19 protein-coding genes are annotated in these 22,967 nt (G+C 51.9%); 5 read left to right on the top strand and 14 right to left on the bottom strand.

Annotated features, from left to right (window positions below):
• The first annotated feature begins 120 nt into the window (after positions 1 to 120).
• Together F7231_RS25980 and F7231_RS25975 are read left to right on the top strand one after the other, a co-directional pair.
• Positions 121 to 726 (top strand): M23 family metallopeptidase, encoded by a 606-nt coding sequence (locus F7231_RS25980; RefSeq protein WP_208295697.1) that lies wholly within the window; start codon positions 121 to 123, stop codon positions 724 to 726.
• A gap of 6 nt (positions 727 to 732) precedes the next feature.
• The gene (locus F7231_RS25975) at positions 733 to 2,910 is read left to right on the top strand and encodes a YWFCY domain-containing protein (protein WP_166694159.1); all 2,178 of its coding nucleotides are present in this window, start codon (positions 733 to 735) and stop codon (positions 2,908 to 2,910) included.
• A 91-nt stretch (positions 2,911 to 3,001) separates the two neighbouring features.
• Here F7231_RS25975 and F7231_RS25970 read toward each other — a convergent pair whose 3' ends face one another.
• The 14 genes from F7231_RS25970 to F7231_RS25905 all read right to left on the bottom strand — a co-directional run bounded on the left by F7231_RS25970 (position 3,002) and on the right by F7231_RS25905 (position 18,036).
• Complete coding sequence (locus F7231_RS25970) at positions 3,002 to 4,000, bottom strand: hypothetical protein (RefSeq protein WP_166694158.1); 999 nt, start codon at positions 3,998 to 4,000, stop codon at positions 3,002 to 3,004.
• Positions 4,001 to 4,186: 186 nt separating this feature from the next.
• Positions 4,187 to 4,504 (bottom strand): hypothetical protein, encoded by a 318-nt coding sequence (locus F7231_RS25965; RefSeq protein WP_166694157.1) that lies wholly within the window; start codon positions 4,502 to 4,504, stop codon positions 4,187 to 4,189.
• 59 nt (positions 4,505 to 4,563) lie between these two features.
• Positions 4,564 to 4,821 (bottom strand): hypothetical protein, encoded by a 258-nt coding sequence (locus F7231_RS25960; protein ID WP_166694156.1) that lies wholly within the window; start codon positions 4,819 to 4,821, stop codon positions 4,564 to 4,566.
• Between the two features lie 211 nt (positions 4,822 to 5,032).
• The gene (locus tag F7231_RS25955) at positions 5,033 to 5,314 is read right to left on the bottom strand and encodes a hypothetical protein (RefSeq protein ID WP_166694155.1); all 282 of its coding nucleotides are present in this window, start codon (positions 5,312 to 5,314) and stop codon (positions 5,033 to 5,035) included.
• 1,050 nt (positions 5,315 to 6,364) lie between these two features.
• Positions 6,365 to 7,102 carry a COG4705 family protein gene (locus F7231_RS25950; RefSeq protein ID WP_166694154.1) on the bottom strand — a complete coding sequence of 246 codons (738 nt, stop codon included), beginning with the start codon at positions 7,100 to 7,102 and terminating at the stop codon, positions 6,365 to 6,367.
• A complete protein-coding gene (locus tag F7231_RS25945) occupies positions 7,099 to 10,293 on the bottom strand; it encodes an efflux RND transporter permease subunit (RefSeq protein WP_166694153.1) in 3,195 nt (1,064 codons plus the stop codon). Before F7231_RS25945 ends, F7231_RS25950 begins: the two co-directional genes overlap by 4 nt.
• On the bottom strand, positions 10,290 to 11,261 hold the full coding sequence (locus F7231_RS25940; protein ID WP_166694152.1) for an efflux RND transporter periplasmic adaptor subunit: 972 nt from the start codon (positions 11,259 to 11,261) through the stop codon (positions 10,290 to 10,292). The genes F7231_RS25945 and F7231_RS25940 overlap by 4 nt, the downstream gene beginning before the upstream one ends.
• Entirely contained in the window at positions 11,236 to 12,570 is a 1,335-nt protein-coding gene (locus F7231_RS25935; protein WP_166694151.1) for a TolC family protein, read from the bottom strand. Before F7231_RS25935 ends, F7231_RS25940 begins: the two co-directional genes overlap by 26 nt.
• A gap of 409 nt (positions 12,571 to 12,979) precedes the next feature.
• The gene (locus tag F7231_RS25930) at positions 12,980 to 14,008 is read right to left on the bottom strand and encodes a sulfite exporter TauE/SafE family protein (RefSeq protein WP_166694150.1); all 1,029 of its coding nucleotides are present in this window, start codon (positions 14,006 to 14,008) and stop codon (positions 12,980 to 12,982) included.
• Positions 14,009 to 14,773 (bottom strand): phosphatase PAP2 family protein, encoded by a 765-nt coding sequence (locus F7231_RS25925; protein WP_166694149.1) that lies wholly within the window; start codon positions 14,771 to 14,773, stop codon positions 14,009 to 14,011.
• Between the two features lie 3 nt (positions 14,774 to 14,776).
• Positions 14,777 to 15,907 carry a tetratricopeptide repeat protein gene (locus F7231_RS25920; RefSeq protein ID WP_208295696.1) on the bottom strand — a complete coding sequence of 377 codons (1,131 nt, stop codon included), beginning with the start codon at positions 15,905 to 15,907 and terminating at the stop codon, positions 14,777 to 14,779.
• A 39-nt stretch (positions 15,908 to 15,946) separates the two neighbouring features.
• Complete coding sequence (locus F7231_RS25915; protein WP_229370386.1) at positions 15,947 to 16,684, bottom strand: phosphatase PAP2 family protein; 738 nt, start codon at positions 16,682 to 16,684, stop codon at positions 15,947 to 15,949.
• A gap of 108 nt (positions 16,685 to 16,792) precedes the next feature.
• Positions 16,793 to 17,143 (bottom strand): hypothetical protein, encoded by a 351-nt coding sequence (locus F7231_RS25910; protein ID WP_229370383.1) that lies wholly within the window; start codon positions 17,141 to 17,143, stop codon positions 16,793 to 16,795.
• Positions 17,144 to 17,214: 71 nt separating this feature from the next.
• Complete coding sequence (locus F7231_RS25905) at positions 17,215 to 18,036, bottom strand: hypothetical protein (protein ID WP_166694147.1); 822 nt, start codon at positions 18,034 to 18,036, stop codon at positions 17,215 to 17,217.
• A gap of 159 nt (positions 18,037 to 18,195) precedes the next feature.
• Here F7231_RS25905 and F7231_RS25900 point away from each other — a divergent pair, with 159 nt between their 5' ends.
• From F7231_RS25900 to F7231_RS25890, 3 genes are all read left to right on the top strand, one after another.
• On the top strand, positions 18,196 to 18,783 hold the full coding sequence (locus tag F7231_RS25900; protein WP_166694146.1) for an RNA polymerase sigma factor: 588 nt from the start codon (positions 18,196 to 18,198) through the stop codon (positions 18,781 to 18,783).
• Entirely contained in the window at positions 18,776 to 20,221 is a 1,446-nt protein-coding gene (locus tag F7231_RS25895) for an outer membrane beta-barrel protein (RefSeq protein ID WP_166694145.1), read from the top strand. The genes F7231_RS25900 and F7231_RS25895 overlap by 8 nt, the downstream gene beginning before the upstream one ends.
• A gap of 235 nt (positions 20,222 to 20,456) precedes the next feature.
• Positions 20,457 to 22,898, top strand: coding sequence for a TonB-dependent receptor (locus tag F7231_RS25890; RefSeq protein WP_166694144.1), 2,442 nt, complete (start codon positions 20,457 to 20,459; stop codon positions 22,896 to 22,898).
• Positions 22,899 to 22,967: the final 69 nt, after the last annotated feature.

The raw sequence follows: 22,967 nt of genomic DNA, 5'->3' as shown, positions 1-22,967 counted from the left end.
CATTTTCGGGCTTATTTTTGCCCAATGGATAATAGAAGAAAATGGTATAGGAGATATCGAAACGGGCCTTTTTGGACTGTGTTCAGCCTGATTCTGAGTGGAGCAAACAGTCCAACGGCAATGAATCAGAGTAGCGAAAAGGAGCCTTTTGCAGCCCATAAAATCGGGCGGTTGACTTCTCCTAATTCATTGAACCAATGGATAGAGGAGGCTACGTCGGCGCAGGTCGTAACCGCCTTTGCCCGATTGTTCATAGCATCGCCAGAGGCAGCACAGCGCATTCCCTGTCTGCCCCCACTCGGCGACTGGGCGGGCAATCGGGTTTCGTCAGGATTCGGGGTTCGGCAGCATCCAACACTGCATACGCTACGCCACCACGACGGTGTCGACATTGCCGGGCCGCATCAATATGTTCGGTCGGCGGCTACGGGACGGGTGATCAGTGTCGACTATAGCAACACGCTGGGACGCTACGTGAAAATTGACCACGGCAACTCCTACCAGACGGTGTATGGTCACTTAGCCCTGACCTCGGTGCGAACTGGTCAAGAAGTGGTCATCGGCGAAACGCTCGGCATTACGGGCAGTACGGGCCGGGCCACGGGTGTGCATCTGCATTACTGCGTCCTCAAGAATCACGGGGCGGTTAATCCCGCCGATTACCTCACGCTGGCCATTCGATTCGTAGCCCATTATCAACAGCAACAACGTACCCAAACACGCTAACTCATCATGCCCGAAATGACCAACAAGGAACGCGAGGGACACACCCAAACCGTCGAACTCTTCATCATTGCCGCCATCGGACTACTGATCCTACACTGCTTATGGTATTGCCATGAAGTTATCTATACAAATAGCTGGCTACACGACTATTTGTATAGCAGCCTATCTACTTTAGACGAACGGCTGGGATTGTTTAATAATCCGCTCATTACAAAAGCACTGGTACTGTTGCTCTTGTTTCTGTACGCTATCGGCTCAAAAGGAAAAATAGATCCTTCGATTGGCCGGCACCAGGTGTTGCGCTACGCATCGGTCGGATTGCTCCTCTTCCTAGGTTCTGTGCCGCTACTTTACGCAAAAGTCATCGTAGCTCCATTGGCTATTGATGTCCTGTATGTGGGCCTGACGCTGGTCGGCACGATGCAGCTCATCAAAGGCGGTCAGTACCTCTCCCGCATTCTGTTTACCCGCAGCCCGAATGACATTTTCAACGATACCAACGAAGAGTTTCCGCAAAACGAAACGCTGGTCCAAAACGAATACTCCATCCACTTTCAGACCCTATACGCGTTTAAAGGAGCATGGCGACGGGGGTTGATCAACATTGTCAATCCGTTTCGCTCGGTCATCGTGCTGGGGTTACAGGGGTCAGGTAAAACGTTTGCGGTGCTGGTTCAGGCGCTTTGGCAGAGTATGTACAAGGGGTACGTAACCTACGTCTATGACTTCAAGTTTCCCGACTTGACGCTGGAGGCATATAACGCCTACCGGAAAACCATTGCCGAAAACACCTATGCCTGGACACCCGCTGATCAACTGGCCGACCGCAGACGCCGGAACGACCCACTCATCCCAAAGTTTTATGTCCTGAACTTCGACGACATCGAGTATTCACACCGTTGCAACCCCATCGACGCCGACGGCATGACCGACGTAATGGATGCCTACGAAGCAGCACAAACGGTGATGCTCAACCTGAACCGGACGTGGGCGCAGAAGCAGGGTGAATTCTTTCCAGAATCGGCCATCAACTTCCTGACATCGGTACTCTGGTACCTGCGTACTGTCAGCCTAAAATACCGCGCCCTGCACACGGCAGAAGAAGCCAAACCTGCCGACCAGCAGAACCCGGATAAGTTGGCCATCTACGCCCGGCTGGCTGAGTGTTGCACCTTTCCCCACACCCTGGAATTCATCAACCGGCGCTACGATGAATCGTTCGCCCTGATGGAGAGATACCCCGAAGTGGAGATTTACGTCAGGCCATTCATCGATGCCCGCGACGGAGGTGCTATGGAGCAGTTGGAAGGGCAAATCTCATCGGTACGTATTCCAATGGCCCGGCTGTCTTCGCCTACCCTGTACTGGGTGATGACTGGCTCCGACTTTACGCTCGACATCAACAACCCCGCCGACCCCAAGATTCTCTGTACCGGCAACAACCCCGAACGTACTGCCATATATGGTACTGCATTTTCGCTCTACACGGCCCGGCTCATGAAGCTGGTCAACCGCAAAGGGCGGCTCAAGTCGGCCCTCTTCTGGGACGAGCTGCCGACGATGTTCCTGAAAGGGCTGGACATGCTCATCGCTACGGCCCGTTCCAACAAGGTGGCCACCTGGCTGGGCATTCAGGACTTCGAGCAGCTCACCCGCGACTACGGCGAAAAAGAAGCCAAAGTCATCATGAACCTGGGGGCCAATGTGTTTTCGGGGACGGTCGTGTACGAGACGGCCGAGAAGCTATCGCGCCGTTTTGGCAAGACCAACCAGACCAAAGAGTCCATCACTTACTCGAAAAATGACACAACCGTTAACGTATCCCAGCAACTTACGGAGATGATCCCAGCGGCCAAGATTTCACGGCTGAAGCAAGGAGAGTTTGTAGGGCAGTTCGTGGATAACTTCGGCGAGGAGTTTGACCTGAAAACGTTTAAGTCGTTCATCGGCGTAGAGACTGAGCAAATGAAAAAGTCCCATCAGCTTCCGCCCATGCTTGACCTCGACCGCATCATACGAGACGTGTATGGCTACGACCCCATCGACGTAACGCCCGCCATGCGTCAAACCTTCAAATTCCAATTGCTTCAGGATAACTACCGCCGGGTAAAAGAAGACATTCAGCTACTGGTTGATTGTGAGGTGGCAGATTTTGGGATTGTTTTTAAGGAGCGGAAAGGATGATTTTACTATACCATTTATTGAACCGAACAATGAACAGCTAACTACCCCTTTGTTCCTTTCTGACTGCCTTTAAGGGCAGTCAGCTTTCTTCCTACAAAATGTAGTGGGCAGCTATGGCGTGAAACGCCTTTTCATCGAGAGCATAGCGGGCGGGTAGCGTCAGCCCGGAATTGCCGTTAAAAAGGGCGTGGTTTACGCCGTTGTAAAGCAGCCAGGCGTTGGGGCGTGAGCCTAAAACGCATTCCTCGGTGGCCATACGTTCCATAGCGGCATCGACCAGTTTTTGCGAAACCCCCACTTTACGTACTAATTGGGCGGCTTCCTGCCGGTCGGTTACGGCGGTGTCCTGCATCACGGTAAATACGTCCTGCGTAGGGCTTGGGCAATCCTGTGCGTAGCGTAGGAAGTCACGCAGAAAGTTGACCAGAAAGGCCCGGAACTGATTTAGGTTGATACCCCGATGGGTAAAGATGTGCTGGTAGGCGCGTAGCGTCTCGGCGCTCTCATACACCCATTCCAAACCTTTTACTTTAGCTTTCTCCGGCGTCTGACCCGTTACGAGCCAATCAAGGTACTGGTCAAGGCTAACAAACTCGTCGGCCCATCCCATCATGCCGTTAGAACAGATTTGACGGTAGAACGCCACCCGAACTTTCTGCTCCCGTACCCGCTTCATCTCCGTGCCCTGAATCGTGAACTGTGATTTACCCGTGTACGAATTGGTAAACGTTAACTGCCGTTGAATCACGTCGTTGGGGCCTACCGTTGTTTCATCGGGCAGAATAACGTTAATCGCGTATTCACCGTTCCGGCTGTAGCGGATATGTACCGGCTGCTCGATACCCGTTACCTCTGTGACGGCGTCGCGGATAATCGAATTGGGAATGAGCGAGTAGCGGGGCGACTGGGCAGCAAAAATCTGTCGTTCCTCGCTGGGCATGGTACCGACGATAAAATGTTGTCGGTCGGTGGGTATGACCCGGTAGGGGTCGGGCAGGATATCGCGGGCGGGAACAGACTTAACGGGAAAGCAAATAGTGTCCCACAAATCAGTTGTTAAAAGTTGGTTGTTGACATTGGCTTTGCGCATGGCGATCAGCAAGTTTAGTAAGGTTATCCGGCCCTACCGTCAGGCCGTTTGCTGATATAAAAATAGCCAATTCAATATAACATAACTAATTCATAATCAATAACATAATCCTTTATTAGCCCGCTTGAATAGTGCTTATTTTACAACTACCCCTTGTTTCAAAAAGGGCCGTTAAAGGCCCTTCGCTCAGGCATACACACGGGAAAGCGAAAGCCGTAGGCCAGTCATGCGTTCAATGGTGGCGTGCAGTTCGCTCACCTCAACCTGCTCAATGACAATTTCAGAAATAGTCCTGGCTGTCTCGGTCAGAAACGAAACTTCGTACAAATCGGTGGCGATGTCGTAGCGCACGCGAACGCTTTTAATCTTTGAATTCGCAATCTGCCACCGTAGCGAGTTCGCCCGGTTATCGACGCAGAAGCGTTTGGCTCCCATCATAAGGAAAGCCATACGGCCAATTTGGTTGTAAAGGGTCTGCACGTAAGGGTTCATAGTCTTTGTCATAACAGAACGAAAGGAGAATAAATGGTAAACGATTACAGGGTATTGGCGGAGGCTGCTTGTTACCGCATTCGCCGGGATAAGTACAATAGAAACAGCGTGGCTTCAATGGCCTTTCCCATCAGCCAGTGCATAACGTCGGGCGTACACATGAAGGCTGGGTTTTCTAAGTCGGCGATGGCCACGCGCTCCCAAATAGGGAAATCCTCAGGCGGGTTGCTAAACACAAACCCCTGCTCTCTGGCGGTGGCGATCAAGTCGCGGTTGATTCGGCTGTCGATGGCTAACCGAGTGCGGGCAGGGCTGCAAATACAATTCATAAAAACCGTAGCATCAGCGGGTTAAATCTGTCTTTCGCTGATTCATTACTTAAATTTACGGCCTATCTAAATAATATAAAACGTTGAATTTCAATAGATTAATCTTTTAACTCCCTCCTTGATTGACACATTTATCTTCGCCTATATCCCCTTTGATTGTAACCGTTTAGACGTAAAAAAACCCGCTCTCAGCGGGTTGGTGGTGGAACGTTTACGGCGTATTTGGTTCAGGTAAAGGCATATTTTGTTGGTCAATCCAAGCCCGTTTATAGACAGCAAAACACAAACTAAAGACTTGTTCAGTTGGTAGTTCGAGGAACATGGCCAGTTCACTTATTTCGCTAAGGCTTAGATTGCGTAAGTGATTCTGCTTGGTTTTATACCAATTGTTGTAGGACATCTTCATAACCTCGGCGATCTTGCCTTGTTTGATGCCACGAAATTCAAAAAGGCCGTAGATGTCTTCGTAAAGAAGTTTGGGTTTCTGTTCCATATTCACATAGCAGAGGGCCTGCTTACCAAGCCCCTGCGGTGCAAATAAGAGTATTTTCGATGGTTGTTACTAATAAATTCAATAGTTTTTTGTTTAATTTTTTATACATTCACCTTCCTCTCCTCTTGCGATTGGGAAGCCAAAATCCTCCACCATCTTGCAAAACCCCGGGCTATAGTAATGTTTTCCGGCGCATATGGCCCCGAGAAGCCGCCCAATTTCTTCTTTAGTGTCTATGGCTGCACAGCACCCCGCCAGATCACTGTTAAAAGTATGAATGAACTTACCTAAGTCTGGCTGGTCAAAGTAGATAACCGGCGAAAAGAGAGGGTTCTGCTCTTTGAGGTACCGAATTTGAAAGATAGTTTCATGTGATAAGACACTTACATCTGCCACTAAAACAAGCCGTTTAGGCCAGATGCAGTTTATTGTGCTGGCCGCTCTCCGAAACGACTCCCAATCAGCCACTCGGCGTGACCGAAATGTGTTAACATCTTGCTCAGATTTTGACAGATGTAATAAAGACCAGACGGCTTCAACTGAGGGTCCAAGAAGCCAGATGTCCTGGGTACGTGATAGTAAACTTCTGCACATGTTGGGTTATAATGGCAGCTCTTTCCGTTCAACCAGTAGTCGATTACAGCGGCCATGATTCAAAAAAACAGGTTGAAGCGGTGCGCCCCAACCTGTATTCGATTAACCCTGTTGTATTTTCGACCAATCGGCGAAGAGGTGTTCCTGTTCGGTGAATTCGTAAGGGTGGTGTCATTTCATCTGGTGAGCCTACCGAAAAAAACATCCCACGAAAAAGCCGCGCTCATGATTCTGGACGCGGCTTTTTCATGCTGGTAGGTGTGCCGATGAAATTACTGACTTTATTCCAAAGCGTAAAACCGAGACAGGCCACCCCTAAGGATATGGTTTATTGATGAGATCATTATTTTCTGGTTGTTAATTATCTTGGAGTTTTACCAGTGATTTTGGCAACAGAACAGCTCCTTGTAAACAGTTTTGATCACAACTAAGCTGATGGATAAACGCTGTATTTCTTCAACTTAGTCCGGGATTTTGCCGCCGAAGGGATGCAAATACAATAAGCCCTACCAGCAAACTAAACAGGATCAGCGAAGACCCCTGCGTACCAAAACCAAGTCCGCCTTTATCAGTTGCTTTGGTAAGCAGGTCACCAAATGTGGCACCAAATGGCCGAGTCAGTACAAAGGCAATCCAGAACAGCACAACTGAAGAAATTTGGGTGAAGTAATGCGCCAGAATAACCAGACCAATCAGCGAGCCAATCAGCAGCGCCCCACCTCCGAAGCCCAGCCCTGAATCATCGGCCAAGTAATCGCCCAGAGCCGTCCCCAGTGTATTGGAGACGAGAATAGCGGTCCAATAAAATCCCTCGGGCCGGGCCGTTTTGATATCCGACACTGACAGACTTTTCTCTGACCGATACCAAACCGCCAGAATGATCCCTAACAGCACCACCAGAATAGCCGCGCCAGTAGCGTAGCCAAGCCCAAGCGTTCGGTCCATATAATCCGACATCGTTGTTCCGGCGGTGCTGGTCGCTAAAATCACCGACCAGTATAGGGCCGGGATGTAGCGATTAGCACGGAGCTGTAACAGCAGAACGACCACGAAAAAACCAATAAGTATCAGCGAGCTAAGACCGTAACCTACGTTCAGCGTTTGAGCCAGTAAATCCCCTGCTGTTTCCCCCAGGGTGGTTGCGCAGATTTTCATCACCCAGAATAACAGGGTGATTTCAGGTACTTTTTTCATGATGGATTGATTAGGCGCCCGTGGTACAAAGTTCTGAGCGCAGTGGGAAGTACTAAAAGCAGGAGTGGTAATCCGGCAACGAAACCTCCGATCACCGCTACCGCAAGCGGTTGTTGCATCTGTGCGCCCAGTCCAAAACCCAAAGCCAGCGGCATCAGGGCAAGGATAGCACCGATGGCAGTCATCAGTTTGGGTCTAAGACGCAACGCAATGGCATACTTGACGGATTCGTCCACGTTACCGGTGCGGGCCAGGGTGTATTCAAACTGATTGACGGTGAAAATGGCGTTCTCAGCAATGATCCCCACGATCATGATAATGCCCGTGTAGCTGCTTACATTCAGCGGAATGTTCGTTAGATAAAGGGCAGTGATGCAGCCAGTGATGCCCAATAGCGAGAGCATTAGTACCAAGACCGATAGCCACCAGTCTTTGAACAGAAACATCAGCACGGCCAGTACTAATAGCGAGGCCAGCGTCAGAATCAGCAGTAATTCGCTGAATGACTGCTGTTGCTCGGCGTAAGCCCCGCCGTAGCCCACCGTATAACCTTGGGGTAGGGGCAACTTTTGGGCGAATTGGGTTTGTATGTCACGGATCACACTGCCCAGGTCCCGTCCGTTCAGCCGGGCGGTCAGCACTACGGTAGATTTGAGGTCCTCCCGGCGTTGCTCAATTTCTCCGCCCAACACCGTTATTCGACAGAAAAACGCCAGCGGACGCGTGGTGCCGTCGGGCAAAAAGATCAGTACATTACGCAGTTTCTCTAAATCATTCTGTTCAAAGTTTGCAAAGCGCAGCAACATTCGGCGCATCTGCTCGCCATCCTGAAACGAGCCGACCTGAATACCGGCCGTGAGGGCTGCCTGCGCGGGTGAAGGTACAGGCTGGGCTGCGTTGGGACCGAGAGCCACGCCCCCTGTGTAGGCCGTGAGCTGAGTCTGAAAGTCGGTCAAGCCAATTTTGTATTGACTCAACTTAGCCTGATCCGGCTCAAAAACCAACGACGGCCCCGCTTCAATCAATCCGTCGTTTATGTCGACCACCCCCGGTATCTTTTCCAAAATGCCCGATGCTTGTTTAGAGAGTGATTGCAACAAGGCGTAATTATCACCAAACAGCTTGATTTCAATTGGCTGGGGCGTACTCATCAGATCACCCAACAGGTCGGCTATGCGCTGGCCGAAGGAAATATCCAGCACCGGCTGAGCGGCATTAATGCGAGTCCGCAGTTCGTCAATGACTTCGACAGTCGTTTTAGTTCGGGTCGCTTTTAGTTGAATCGAGTAGTCGCCAAAATTGGGCGGAACACCCCGAAACGCCATACGGATGCCCGTTCGTCGGGAGTAGGTCGCTACGTTGGAATCGGCAACAATAATCCTCTCTGCTTCGCGCAGAATCCGGTCCGTTTCCTGAATGGACGTACCGGGGGGCGTGAAGTAATCCATGACGATTGTTCCCTCGTCAAGGTCTGGCAGAAAACCGGTTTCCAACCGTCCGTATGAAAACCACGCGCCGAAACCAAGCAGACTTACCAGGAGCAATGAAAAAACGGGTTTAGAAAAAAGCTGCGTTAGCCAGTGCAGCCGCCGTACCTGAGCGGATTCGTCAACAGCATGAGCGTTCTTGGTCGAACCGCCCCGGCGGACCGGCGACCCCGGCGGCTTAAAACCAATCAATAGGTGTAGCACCGGTAACAATAGCCACGTTACTAAAAAGGAGCAGACCATGGTGATCTGCATGGTGTCGGATAATTCACGAAAGAAACTTCCTGCCAGCCCGCTCATCAGCCGAAACGGAAAATGAATAACAATGGTGGAGAGCGAGGAGCCAACCATTGCCGGAAACAGGTTGTGGATGGCCTCCTGCACCACGGCGAAGCGGTTCTTCTCCGGCTCCTCTTCATGGACGCGGTAGATCTGCTCGATGATAACAATGGCATCGTCGATAATCAAGCCGATTGACGCGGCAATCGCCCCCAGCGACATAATGTTGATGGTGATGCCCACTACGTAGAGCACTAAAACTGTGAAGGCCAGCGTAACGGGAATCGTCAGCAGCACCACCGTGGAGGCCCGCCACGACCGCAGAAAGACGACCATCACCAGAATCGCCAGCAGCAGCCCCTCGTAGATGGTCTTGATCACGCTGTGAACGCTGGCCCCCACAAACGCCGATTGGTCGTAGTAGGACTTGAGCCGCATGCCGCGTGGAAGTATTTTGCGAATTTCGATTGCTTTAGCCTCCGCGTTTTTGGCAAAGTCAATCAGGTTCACGCCCGGCTGCTTGACCAAATCAATTTGCACAGCCTGATGACCATTGGCATTGATGACTAAAAACTCCTGTTGCTGTTCCTGCACTTCCACGCGGGCCACTTCGCCGAGCGTGACAATACGGATACCGTAATTTTTGACAATCAGTGCGTTCAAGGCATCTACGTCGAGCACTCGTGTGTCGGTCAGCGTCAGATAAAGCCGCCGGTAGTTGGCTACGTAGCCGTTGGAGAGCACGTTGTTATTGGCATTAATGGCAGACATCAGAGCCGAGATGGGCAAGTTGACCGAAGCCAATTTCACTGCATCGGGTATCACCACAATCTCTTTGGCCTTCCCGCCCCGCACAACGACGTTGGAGATGCCCGACACCTGCGAGAACAGGGGACGAACCAGTAGATTGGCCCGGTCACGCAACGCCACTAACCCGTGATTATCGCTTTCCAGGGTGTAGCCATAAACCGGAAATAACGACTGGTTCATGGCCTCAATGGACAGGTTTACGCCCGGCGGCAGGAAGTTGCGAATCTCATTGACGCGGCTCTCGACCTGCGTTTTCTGGGTGTAAATGTCCTGCCCCCACTCGAAAAACACGTCGATGGTGCAACTGCCCCGGCTGGTGCTGGTCTTAACGATCGTTACGCCATTTACCTTCTTGACCGCGCTTTCCAGCGGCTTTGTGACGGTAATCATCATCCGGTTAATGGGCTGCTGGCCATTGTCGACAATGATGGACACGCGGGGAAAAAGTACTTCAGGAAACAGGTTGGTCTGCATCCGGGTGTAGGCGTAAATGCCCGCGATCAGCAGCAACACACCCGTAAACAGAATGGGGCGGCTAAACACCTCAAAATACGAGCGACGAATATGCCTATTCGTTGGCATAGTCGTATCGGGCACAGAGGGCTGTTCGATCATCGCTTTAGCGGAGTTACCAGTACACGGGCCGTGTCGGGCAGGCCATAGTTCCCTTCGGTAACGATGCGGTCGCCAGTTCCGAAAATAGGGGAACGTACCTCAACCGTCGTGGTCGTTCGTTCGCCGAGCTGAACGGGCACTTTGATCGCCGTGCTATCATTCAGCAGTTGCATCACCCAAAAGTGTTGGAGCATCTCGTCACTGAGCACGGCAGCTTTAGGCAATAGTTGGGCCTGGGCGTTGGCCTGGCTGGTCACGTCTACCTGCACGGTTAGGTTTTCAGGAAGTGGAATGGGTCGACTAATGCGAGCCAACACGCTTTGTGTTTGGGCCAGCGCGTTTACCGTCGTTAACGGTGTCTGAAACGTAGCGGTCAGCGTACGGCCGTCAGGCAGACGTACCCGGCAAGATCGGCCCGGTTTAGCCAGTGCCTGGTATTCATACGGTACGTTGACCTGCACAGCTAAGGCGTTGTTTTCGGCGATGGTGCATAGCTGGGTGCCCTCCAGCACGTAGTCGCCCGTTTGCTGCTTGTCGAACGTACTAATGACACCCCCCGAGGAGGCCCGCACCGTGACTAAGCCGATAATGGCCGTATCGCCCGCAATAGCCAGTCGCCCTAAAGCCCGCCGTTCTTTGGTTTCCAATTGGTAGAGCGGTTGGCCAGCCCGTACCTGCGCTCCCAGACTGACGTATACCTTCGTAACGAAGGCCGCCACCGGAGCCGTGATGGCATTCCGGCGCAGATACAGCGTTGTCCCGAACAGCGTCAGGCTATTGCTGATGCCACCCCGCCCGACGGTCTGCACTGTAACGGGTGTTCGGGCTACAGTCTGCGCCGGGGCCGATTCGGTTTGGGTTGTATCGGTAGCCTGCGGTTTGTTGCAGGCTACCAGTCCCATCAGCAGCACCCCTGTGGATAGTTGAAGAGCAAGCCGTTCACTACCAGTTATAATAATTGTACGCATTGACGAGCAGTTGACGATTCGATTGAATCAGTAAGGCATCGCGCCGAACGGCGACCATATTTTTCAGAACGGTGATGTAGTTAATGATGGAAAGCTGACCTTGTAGCAGTTCGCGCCGGTAGGAATCCAGTACTGATTCGTAACCCGCTATCTGCTGCCGGAACACGGCAAGTCGCTCGTTAAGTCCTCGCAATTCACCCCGTATTCGCTCCCGGCGCACGGCATTCTGGGTGTCTATGAACCGGCGGTAGTTGCCCAGGCTCTGTTGCAACAAACTCGTTCGCTGGGCATTGACGCGCTTCTGATGGCCGTCGAAGAGTGTCCATACCAGTGAAACCCCCGCACTGAAGCCAAAGCGACGGGGTATGTCGGGGATGTAGGACGTGTTCAACCCGGCATTTCCGAAAGCAATCCATTGAGGCCGGTAACGTAAATCGACAATGGTTTGCTGGGCGGTCAGGGCTACACTATCTAAGCCATATCGTTGCGTGAATCCAGAAGGCACAGAGCCAATGTCAGGAACCATCATCAAGTTTAGTGAAGCCAAATTGACTAAAGTTGTGTCAGCAATACCGCTTAAGGCGTTCAACTCCAGCACATCGCGTCGGTAGGCCGTTTGGTAGCCCACCCGTAAATTCTGCTGGGTTTGGCTCTCGATGTCCACCAGCATTAGGTCAGATTGCTTGAGTAGGGAAGACTCGACAAACTTCTGCACAATCTGTCGCTGTTCATGCAACACCCGCAGCAGACTATCCGTGTACTGCACCTGCAAACGGTCCTGCAAACAGAGGATGTACTGATCGGTGACGATTTTCTCGACATCGTGCTGGCCCAGCCGGATAATGGTCTGACCCACCTGAGATGCCAGCACGGATGGTTCAGCATACGCTTTTGCCCGAAACAGATTGGAAATCGGTTGCGTAGCTGAAACCATACCCTGATATAACCCACCGTTCGACACCGCCAGATCGTACCCGTAGTAGTTGGTAGCACCACGCGAGTTAAGCTCCGGCCGGAAACTCCCATTGTCCGTTGAGAAGATGGGAGCGAATTGTACGTTACCCATCACCTGCACGAGCGGTTTGGTGTAAAACGCCTGAAGTCGCTGCGCTTCAAGAGTATTGGCCTGCAACTGGTTTTGATTGTCGCGGATAAGCGGACTTGTCTGCCGGGCATTTTCGAGGTAGTAGTCCAATGCCCGCCTGGGCTGGCTGGATTGAGCAATTACTCGAACTGCTGAAGCAAGATATAGTCCAATCAACAACAGCACTACTGCCTGCTTGACGCCCCCCGCTAGTTTTGTTTGCATACGTCGTCCATCGGTAAGCTACCCGATGCCCTGAGAAGTGGGCACCGCACCCAAATCCGATTCCGTTTGGGGTGACGCAAACGTAAAGACCAATCTTGAAGGAAATCTGTGGTTGGCAACGGGCCTATTCGAATTGGCCCTGCTTTTGAATGATAGTTGCCTTCAGCCAGTCGCCCTGCTATTATCCTGGGTCGTCTACATCGTGTTTGGCGTTGTTAACCCGGTATTGCTGGCACTCGCTATTTTACCGTTTGGATGGCCAGTTCCTTACTCATTCTTAAGCTAACCGATGGCTTGTGGCTGAAAGCAGGCTGGTCGGCATCGTCGGTATTGTTGGCCTGAAATGGGCTGAATCAACGCAATAAAATGCTTTCAAGAAGAGATAATTTGATTAGAAGTTCAGGGCGCTTTACAAATCAAATTTTTCTAATTTTCCCCGACGATAGATGTAAGCCTCGTAATTGTGCCGGTCGATACCATACACTTCTTCCAGAAATACGTTGTCCGCCCCCCGGCTGAGTGCGTTCACACGAGCCTGTTTATCTGGCGGTAGTTCGGCAAGCCGAATACTACGTTCAAACTCGAATCCCTCATCGTATTCAAACTCAAGGGCAAACAGCTTCTTTCGCCATTGAAGCTGGGTTTCAAGACCGTCAGGAAAAGGCGCGTAGTCGATATCAACACCATTCTTGCTGACGACCTGCGCCGATGCTTCGGTAAATAAACTCAGTCCCGACACGACCATAGCGGCATAGCCAACCCGGCGGAATAGGCTCTCACTCAGCCGGGGCAGCAGCCATTTCATACCCCAGGAAGACACGAATGCGGCCACGGCAATTACTGCTCCAAACGTCAGTGCTTTGCCCGTCAGCAGTCCAAATGACGAATACAACGCTAACTTCACTACGTGTAGTAAAACTTCGTTAGCGGCCCGCGTAGCGACGATTTCTTCCTTTTGCAGGCCGTAGCGCAGGTAGAATCGATTAAAGAGCAGACCAACGGCACCAGTCAACCCGGAGACGAAACCCGCAGCAGCACCAATGATTGCCAAGTACCCTTTGGGCAACGGATTGGTAGTCTCCAGTTCGACAGTAGGCCGAAAAATTAAGGGTAAGTTAGCCATCAGGAACAGGCCCATCAACCCTTCGAGGTATAATGGATTGATGAAGCTGAGCAGCCTGGCACCCAACCACACCGCCGGTAGGGCGGGTGGAACAAACCAGACCACAACATCCCACCGGATGCGCGACCAAAAAGCCACGATTCGGGAGGCCGAACTGGAAACGGTTCCAATCGACAGGGCCGCCGGTACCTGTGCACCAGGTACGATAGATCCTAAAATGGGAAGCAGCAAAAGACCAGCCCCTCCGCCACAAACGGCACTAAGTGAGAATGCCAGCAAGGCACAGCCAAATAATAGCAGACCGGATGCAATCATTTACGTTGGTCTTATGGGACTTTTTGAGTGGCTGGTTCGCTGCCACTCGGTTAACACGATGCCGACAATTAGCCAGCAAAGACCCAGCAGGTAGCCGCCTAATACATCACTTAGGAAATGAACTCCCAGATAGATCCGACTGAACCCAACCATTAGAATTAAACCAACGGCCGCTACGCCAATGCCAACCCGGCGGGTAACAGAGCGTTGCCCTCGGATCAGCCAGTACGCCAGCAATCCGTACAGGATCATTGCCGTTGCGGAGTGACCACTGGGAAATGAGTAACCCGTCTCAGGATAGTAGGCTACCTGCAAGGGACGCTCCCGCACAAAGGTACGTTTACCAACCTGCACAAAAGAGGCTACCCCAGCAATCAGCGACCAGAGAATAAGCACATTCCGTTTTTTATGCTGACGGAGCAGCAGGATTGACCCCAACAGGGCAAAACCAATCGTTGCCGGTAAGGAGCCGAGCCACGTAACCCCGTAAAAAAATGTACTCAGGCCCGTGCCACGGGCGTGAAAAAGCATTTGGGTAAACCACAGATCTACCTGAACCATTGGCTCAGCGTTGATGATATTTTCAGCTACTTCCGATAATATCATTATGTTGACCAGTAGCAACATAGCCAATACCGTAAGGGGTAGGCCGCTAAATTGATCGGTCGATAGTCGGGCTGCTACCCAGCGGACAGCGGCAGGGTACTGACAGGATAACCAGTTAAACCGATTGCGCAACCGGATAATGAGTTGGTTAGTGGTCATTTTTTACTTTAAATACTGTTTGGCTTCGCGGCTCAGAATCGGGTACTCAGCCAGATCAAGCACCTTTTTATAAAACACACGCGCCAGCTTCGGCTGATTCGTCTGAGCCGCAACCCGCGCCCGCACGGCGTAGGCCCATGCTTGATAGGCTTCGTCTTTCGGTGGATTTTGCAGTACAGTCTGTGCCAGACCATCGGCTTCGGTCAAAGCACCCTGCGCCAGTTTAAGCCGTGCTGTCAGTAATTGGCCAAATTGCTGATAAAAGAGAAATCGAGTGGCCATCAGGCTATCGATTAAGGGAGTTGCCTGTGCCAGTCGTCCTGCATGAAGCAATACCTCAGCATACCGTGCAGTGAAAAAAGGGTTGTTCGGATATTGCTTAGCCAATTGTGCCAGGTAGGGTAACGCTTCCGAAGCCCGGTCCTCGTAATCCGTTAAAATGTGCGTTAGGTAAAGCGTAGCTTCCACCTGTGAAAACAACGATTGCCGCAATGCCACGAGCAACTGAGCCAGTCCGTTTTGCTTATCGCCAGATTTCATAAACCAAACCAAGGGCTTATAAACGGGGTGTAATGCTGGATACTCTTCGCGATAATAGTCGTACAGGCCTGATGATAAACTAAAATCAGGGTACTGCTGTCGATAGGGCCGCCCTTTCTGAAGATAACTGTAGGCTTTTTTAGCGTAACCAACCGATTTGAGCGTCTGATGATCGAAATACGCCATACGCGTCAGCATGGCTTCTGTAGTGAAATAAGTAAATATCAGTTCGGGATCGTCGGGCCGTTTGTCGAGCTGGGTTTGGGTTTCATCAGCCGTTTTTTCGAGCAGGTTCACCAACTGATTCCGTAATCGCTCGTCCGTCCGGGCCGGAAACCACTGCCAATGTAGCCGAACCGCCCGCAGTAGGTCCACGGCGGGGTGGTGCGCCGTGCGTTGATCCAACTGGTTCAGCAACCCATTCGCCTGACCCGGATTATTGTTATAGATTGCCTGTAAGGTTTGCCGGACCAACGCTTGCTGAGCAGCCATGATACCGGAGCCAATTGGCTGGGCGTACAGACTATTTGTCCAGAACAAACAACACCCAAAAATGGCAAGTCGACATGTAGTAATCACCGCAAATAGCGTCATAACGTTAGCATAAAAAAGACATAGGCTACCGGGTAGCATTTAGTTCGACAGCTTGTGCCGGTTTCGGTGCCGGGTCAGTTTTCGTTTGACCCAGGGATATACGTGGTAGGCAGCTTCGGCGGATAACAAACCGATACCGGCTCCAACCAGCACATCTGAAATCCAGTGTTTGTCATTTACCATGCGTAGATAACCTGTTGTACCGGCCATCGCGTACCCGGCTATCGGAATGAGCACATTGGCTTGTCCAAACTCACGGTCGAGCACGCCCGCTCCGGCAAACGCAAACGAGGTATGGCCCGAAGGGAAAGACTGGTTGTTGGAGCCATCAGGCCGAACATACCCAGTGGTACGTTTCAAGCCGAATGTAATGGCACCCGCAATGGCATTGGCTGTTACCCATAAACCCGCCTGGTCGAATGGTGTGGAGCGGCCTTTGACACCCGCAACTGTTAACCCAGCCAGCAACGCGCTGGGTCCATAGGCCAGGTAATCATCAAGGTGAGTGCGATACCCATTAACGTGGTCCTGGATCTCACCCCGTACCCGGAACCGATTGAAGGCATGGTTGTCCGAGAGCGTATATAATCCCGTGCCGATAAAAGCGGAGGGGAATACCAACCGGGCAATCGACAGCCGGGGGGCGCGGTACGGCGACCCGTTCGGCAGTGAATCGGACTGAGCCGAACTTTGAAGCGTCCAACCGGTAAAAACCAGTACCCACAACAGCCGGGAATGCCAGCAATGCCTCGGCTTAAGCATTAGCGAAAAATTCATACCGTTGAACAAAGACAACATCGGGCAAGAATAGCCCTTGATTCTGTAGGAAAACTGAGGGATTGCCGAAGCACTACAAACAACAGTAGGCCAATCAGGTGTTGTCAGTTAGTTCAAGTTAACGCTGCCAAACACCACAAGCGTTGGCGCATAGTTGTTGGCGAGAAACCCTTCTGCTAACTTGGTTGGAATAGGCCCGTAGTAGTAATCAGCTTCCTGGGTTTCAGGCAACCGCAGAATGACATGAATGAGCAGATCAAACACATCAGTCAAATGCTGCGCGGTATCGGCAGGAAACGAAAGGCCCGTGAGTTGACTGATTTCGGCCAGGGTCAAATCGATTTGCGAATCCGTCAGATGGAGGTCCTCACGAAAGTCGCTGAGAAGGTTGACGCGCCAAGGCGCAAGTCCTGCGTGCCTGTGCAAGATGCGCCGTAGTGTTCGTATGTTGAAGGTCATGGCAGACGTGCAGGAAGCGTGAAAAAATTCTGGAACCGACTCGCTGAGCGAAACTCGGTTCCAGAATCCGGTCAGAACGTCAAAACGGCTCCTAATCCAACGCCCCGGCGACTGGGAACAAACCGGAGGGTCGTAGCGGCCCGGCTGTTGTAATGGTCAGCCGCCCGGCGGAACTGGACCGTTGCCCGGTGATTTAGCCAGAGTGACGTAGCTCCCAGCAAGACCCCGCTGCCCGTAAGTACGGCTCCTACCACCAGCCCATCGCCGTGACCGTCACCTTTATTGTCTTCGGAAGTATTCGTGTCAGTCGGGTCATTATCCCTGTTCTGGTAATCATTACCCATACCGTCGTGACCTCTTCCGTCTTCACCACTAATCATCAACCCCACACCCGCACCGATTAGGGCGACGGCGGGAATAGCCGTTGCCACCGACCAGGTACGTAGTGAACGGCCTTTCTCGAAGCTCGTTAACGCGTCGGGCTGAGTATAGAGTATGGATTTGACCTCCGGGTTACTCAGCCGCTGCCCATTGGCCGAGTAGAACCGACTAAATAAACCACCTTTGTACCGCAGGCCGTCTATGCCCGGCTGCATTACGGTAGTTGATAAGGAAAGGCCCTCCGATTTGGGGGTTGGTTTGGCCATCAATGATCCGCTGGTAGTGCCAAACGAATCTTTGCTGCCATTGGCATATTTGATAAGCAGCACGTCGCGGAGCGGAGCCATATAAACGGGGCCTTCGGGATTAGCTGACTTACGGTACTTTAAATCGGTTTGGTTTATTTCCAACACTTTGGCCGGAATTTCCTCGCCATTTCGAAGAACGATGTTGTCCTGGGCGTAGGCGAATGTAGCCGTTAGCAGAGAGGCTATCAGGGTGAGTACACGCATAAAATTAAACGGTTAGATGCTCGTAGTTGATTATCAAAAGGACATACGGCATCGTAACCCTTCGCCGTTGCCTGACAGGTGTCACAGAAAAATATATTTTTCGGAGGCAACGGTGGCCGTCGAAAATTCCGTAGGCTACTACGGTACATAATCCCCGTAATGCCTGTGATATTTCGACGAAGCAAAAACCTGGCACTGCCTGACATCCTTGAGGGTTGCCGTCGCGAAAAACCGGCGGCCCAAAAGCAGTTGTTCGAGGCTTATTACAGCTTCGGGGTCAGTATTTGTCTGCGCTACGCGGGTAGCCGGGAAGAAGCCGAGGAAATGTTCGACGACGGCTTTCTGCGGGTACTCAACAAGATTTCGTACTACGACCCCGAGCAGCCGTTTGATGCCTGGTTTCGGACGGTCATGGTGCATTCGGCCATTGACCATTATCGACGGAACAAATCTCCGCTGACCTATACAGATATTGACGAAGCCTATGATGTTGGGGAATCGGACAACCTGCTGGAGCGGTTAGCTGCCGAAGAAATTATGGCCGTGGTTCAGCAGTTACCGCCCGCCTACCGTACCGTTTTTTCATTGCATGTGGTCGATGGCTATTCCCATCCCGAAATTGCCCAGATGCTGGGTATTCACGAAGGCACCTCGCGCTCAAATCTGGCTAAAGCGCGCCAGAAACTACAAGAATTGCTTATGGATTGGACTACTACACATCCAGTAAACCGACGAAACTATGTCTGACGAACGTTTCGACCGATTGATGAAAAAAAATTTGGAATCGGTCAGGCCAGCCTACCAGCCGAGTGCCTGGAACCGGTTTCGGAAACGCCTGCCGCTGGGCTTTTGGTCCAGGCTATTGCCCTATGGTGGCTGGGTACTCAGTGCCCTGATGCTGACGGGCTGGCTGACTACGTTGTACACCCTGCACGAAAACCAGCAGGTGATCCGGCAACTAACTAAAACGCTGGCTGTACGAACCGACACAGGTACTGTAACTCCGGCCCTTCCGATTCCACCGGCTTTAACCCACCGGGTGGATACGGTGTATGTCGTACAGCGGACGGTAGTCGAGCATCGATATGGGCGCGAACCGAAAGCTGAACCGCTGAGTAGCGTTGACCGGGTTACTGGTCAAGTTCGGCCAGCCACCGACCAGGCTGATCGTCGATTGACCCTACCCGAGCGGCAAGTTGATAGCACACACTTAAACGTACCTTCGGCGGAGTCGCATCCTATGGCGATTACCCGCTCAACGCATAGCGAAAGGCCCGAATCGGGTCAGGTAAGTCGGGGTAATCAAACCGAACGTAAGTTGTTGGTCAAACCAGGTGAGAATACCCCCATCCTTAGTAATAAGACGCGCCAGGCTACGCCGTCGTCCGAAAAGGAGTCCGTAACCGATTCGGTGAACCGGGTCATTGCCCAAGCTACAGCCACCATTCCGGTCGACTCGAACCAGACTCAAAGAGACAAATCTATGTTGGTCAAAGTTGACTCAGCGACCCAGAAACCAGCAAATCCACCAATTACGCCTACAACTCCGGTTGCTCAACCCGATAAGCAAAGCCGCCCGCCGTTCCGGCTGTCTTCCCTACAGCCGCGTGTTGGCATTGAGACAGGGGCTACCTTAAACGGCGTGGGTGTTGGCCCGGCCATTGAAATTTTTCCAACAGAAAATCTTGGCGTATCGCTGGGTGTACAGGCGTCGCAATTACAACTTGAAGAACATAAAGAATTAAGGGATTTCAATGCCGCAACGGGAACAGAGTTCATTGAACAGTACCGCGCTTTTTTACCTGCTCAGTACGATCAGATTCGGGACATTTCGGTACGTACCTCATTGGTTAGCCTGCCCGTTTACCTAAAGTATTATATACCCCTACGCCGAAACTGGTCGTTACTCGTTCAGACCGGTACCAGCTTTGATGTAGCCGCTTATCAACAGGTACGTTATGAGAGTTACTACCGGGGTGACGAGCAGTTTCATTCGTTTGACGTGGACACTCAGCCGCGCTTCTTTCACAACTTTATCTTTGGGGCTGGCCTACAGTACCGACGTCCACGGATCTCGGCTCAGGTAAGCCCGTACTACATCTACGATTTCCGAAGCATTACCAACACGCCAGCGGGCAGCAACGTGGGCATCAAAGCTTCGGTATGGCTGGATTTGTTTAAGTAATCTTGCTTTAATCAAGACAGCTACTCAACCTGCAATGCTACTATAGGTATTCGTTCATTAAAATAGTCTATTCGACAGGTAAAAAGAGGCATTCGGCTTGGTTGTTTTAAATGGTCAACAAATAGCCGATTACGTTTATGCACAAATGCCAGATTTGCTTCAGATTTCAGCAGAACCTTTGTGGCATCTTGGTGGTCAACCCGTTTGATCGCGCCCCTCTAAATACCATTTTCGTATGAATCTTCGTTTTTTACTTCTGCTGAGTGTTTTTGTACTATCACTTTGTCCGGCATGGGGGCAGTTGACCGGGCGGGTACTGGATGCCGGTACGCAACAAGCCATGCCCTTTACTTCCGTTGCCATTTGGCAAAAAACTGGTCGCGACAGTACGCTGCTGGGTGGTAGCCAGACTGATACCTCAGGCCGCTTTGTGGTGAATAACCTGCCGACTTCGCCTGTCTGGGCCAATATCTCGTTTGTGGGCTATCAGGCTATTCATCAGCGTGTAGCACTTTCGGGTACGCCGGGCAGGGCCGATCTGGGGACTGTCATGCTGCGGGCTGATGCCCGCCTGTTGAACGAGGTGAAGATAACCGGCGAGAAAGCTGACCTTACCATGAATGCTGAGAAGCGGGTGTTCAACGTGGGCAAGAACCTCACCAGCTTAGGTGGAACCGCCGAATCGCTGCTGCGTAACGTCCCCTCGATCAATATGGATGAGGGCGGTAACCCCAGCCTGCGTGGTATGGCCACTACCATATATGTCAATGGCAAGCCAACCCAACTAACCCTGTCCCAAATTCCGGCTAATCAAATTGAATCAGTCGAGGTGATTACTAACCCATCAGCCCGCTACGATGCATCAACATCGGGCGGTATCGTCAATCTGATTTTGAAGAAGAACCGGGAACCGGGCTATAACGGAACGGCGAGCGTCGGGTTGGGCATCAACCACCGTTACGATGCCACCGCAAACATCGACTGGCATGAAGGCAAGTGGAACGTCACGGCTCTTTACAGCCTGAATGCCACCCAAAATCCGCTAACGGGCTATGTCAACCGCGTTAACCGGCTGGCGGGTTCGGGAACACCCACGAGTTATTTCGACCAGAATACGCTGATCAACCTGAATAATCGATTCCAGAACAGCCGCGTGGTAGTGGACTATGCGGCTGACAAACGTAATGTATTTTCGCTGGCGGGGACATTGGCGGGTGGGGCCTTCAACACGGTCTCGGCCCAGCAGTACGCCTACCGCGATGGAACTGGTAACCGCATGGGCTACGGCAGCCGCAACCTCGACCCGCAGAACAACTTTACGAACCTGGGGGCCGAATTTGAGTGGAAGCACAGCTTTGCCCGAAAAGGGCAGGAAATAAGCCTGATGACTTCGCTAACCCGTAATCGCGTGTCGAACGCGGCTAACTGGCTGACAACCTCCTACAACGCGGATGGGACAAGTCAGCCCACGTACCCCGAACGAGACCGCATTGACGGGCGCATCATTGGTAATCAGTACTTATTTCAGCTTGATTATGTCCACCCGGTGAGTGATTCGGCTAAGTGGGAGTTTGGGGTACGTAGCTTTACCTATAATCGCGATACGCAATACTTCTTCAATCAGTTGCTCGAAGGCAACAGCGATTATGTGCTGTTGCCGACTTACTCGCAGAATGCCGACATCCGGGAAATGGTCAATGCCGCCTATGCCCTTTACACCCGGCAGCTCCGCAATGGTATCAACTTGCAGGCGGGACTGCGGCTGGAACAATCGAGCCTACACGGACTTTCCCGGATTGACGGCACCCGCTTTGGTTACGATTACCCCTCCCAAACGGGGCAGAATATTTTCCAATCGTTTTTCCCCTCCTTCTCGGCGACCAAAATGCTTAATGAGACCTCCGAACTGGGCCTGAGTCTGAGCCGAAAGGTAGGAAGGCCCAACTTCCGACACGTATTCGTAGGCATTCAGGCCAATGACCGTCAGAACATAACGATTGGTAATCCAGCCGTGCGTCCCGAGTTCGTTAATACCGCCGAACTAACCTACACGAAGACAAAAGGCTCGTTGCAGTGGCTGGCAACGGCCTACTACATTTACGAAGACCATACCATCAAGCCGTTTACCCAACCCTCAGCTACCGACTCGACCATCCTAGTTACCACGTTCATCAACGTAACGGCAGATATTCAGTACGGTCTGGACCAAACGCTTAAACTGGACCTGAGCCACCGGTTAAGCTTAACTGGTAATGTGAACCTGCGTAACTTCAGCATTCAGTCAGAAACGCTCCAAAATCAGTTGTGGGTTTACAACGCTAAACTCAATCTGACCTACCGGTTCCCAGCCAATATTACCGCACAGGTAGGAGCTTTCCGCGATAGTCGGGGTGTATCGCTACAAGGTTACCGGCAGGCCGTTAACTCAATGGACGTTGCCCTGCGGAAGAGCTTTATGCAGAACCGTGCCAGCGTGGTCTTTACCGTAAACGACGTGTTTAACTCCCGACGCTTCATTACGACCTACGAGCAGCCAACTATTTTCCAGTCGTCGATGAACCGGCGCGAAGTGCGGTTCTACAAAGTAACACTGCAACTTCCTTTGGGTAGTCCCGGTGCAGCCGCCCGGCGTAGCAATCGCAAACTCGACCGCCCCGACGTGGATTTCAGCAATTAAAGAAGAGTAAGAGAACTCATAAAGGTATAGTAACGCATTCCGACAGCGGTGCTGATTTCAACCAATGGT

It is taken from the genome of Fibrivirga algicola (assembly GCF_011742925.1).
GTDB classification, from domain to species: domain Bacteria; phylum Bacteroidota; class Bacteroidia; order Cytophagales; family Spirosomataceae; genus Fibrella; species Fibrella algicola.
Note: the sequence above shows the minus strand (reverse complement) of the source record. Positions and strands in the feature narration are given on the sequence as shown.

Bases quoted from the DNA above. Each gene is read 5' to 3' on its own strand.
- F7231_RS25935 (WP_166694151.1), bottom strand. From the start codon at position 12,570: ATGCAAACAAAACTAGCGGGGGGCGTCAAGCAGGCAGTAGTGCTGTTG.
- F7231_RS25960 (WP_166694156.1), bottom strand. From the start codon at position 4,821: ATGAATTGTATTTGCAGCCCTGCCCGCACTCGGTTAGCCATCGACAGC.
- F7231_RS25970 (WP_166694158.1), bottom strand. From the start codon at position 4,000: ATGCGCAAAGCCAATGTCAACAACCAACTTTTAACAACTGATTTGTGG.
- F7231_RS25905 (WP_166694147.1), bottom strand. From the start codon at position 18,036: ATGCGTGTACTCACCCTGATAGCCTCTCTGCTAACGGCTACATTCGCC.
- F7231_RS25900 (WP_166694146.1), top strand. From the start codon at position 18,196: ATGCCTGTGATATTTCGACGAAGCAAAAACCTGGCACTGCCTGACATC.
- F7231_RS25890 (WP_166694144.1), top strand. From the start codon at position 20,457: ATGAATCTTCGTTTTTTACTTCTGCTGAGTGTTTTTGTACTATCACTT.
- F7231_RS25945 (WP_166694153.1), bottom strand. From the start codon at position 10,293: ATGATCGAACAGCCCTCTGTGCCCGATACGACTATGCCAACGAATAGG.
- F7231_RS25920 (WP_208295696.1), bottom strand. From the start codon at position 15,907: ATGACGCTATTTGCGGTGATTACTACATGTCGACTTGCCATTTTTGGG.
- F7231_RS25910 (WP_229370383.1), bottom strand. From the start codon at position 17,143: ATGACCTTCAACATACGAACACTACGGCGCATCTTGCACAGGCACGCA.
- F7231_RS25965 (WP_166694157.1), bottom strand. From the start codon at position 4,504: ATGACAAAGACTATGAACCCTTACGTGCAGACCCTTTACAACCAAATT.
- F7231_RS25980 (WP_208295697.1), top strand. From the start codon at position 121: ATGAATCAGAGTAGCGAAAAGGAGCCTTTTGCAGCCCATAAAATCGGG.
- F7231_RS25895 (WP_166694145.1), top strand. From the start codon at position 18,776: ATGTCTGACGAACGTTTCGACCGATTGATGAAAAAAAATTTGGAATCG.
- F7231_RS25950 (WP_166694154.1), bottom strand. From the start codon at position 7,102: ATGAAAAAAGTACCTGAAATCACCCTGTTATTCTGGGTGATGAAAATC.
- F7231_RS25940 (WP_166694152.1), bottom strand. From the start codon at position 11,261: ATGCGTACAATTATTATAACTGGTAGTGAACGGCTTGCTCTTCAACTA.
- F7231_RS25925 (WP_166694149.1), bottom strand. From the start codon at position 14,773: ATGACCACTAACCAACTCATTATCCGGTTGCGCAATCGGTTTAACTGG.
- F7231_RS25930 (WP_166694150.1), bottom strand. From the start codon at position 14,008: ATGATTGCATCCGGTCTGCTATTATTTGGCTGTGCCTTGCTGGCATTC.
- F7231_RS25975 (WP_166694159.1), top strand. From the start codon at position 733: ATGCCCGAAATGACCAACAAGGAACGCGAGGGACACACCCAAACCGTC.
- F7231_RS25955 (WP_166694155.1), bottom strand. From the start codon at position 5,314: ATGGAACAGAAACCCAAACTTCTTTACGAAGACATCTACGGCCTTTTT.
- F7231_RS25915 (WP_229370386.1), bottom strand. From the start codon at position 16,684: ATGAATTTTTCGCTAATGCTTAAGCCGAGGCATTGCTGGCATTCCCGG.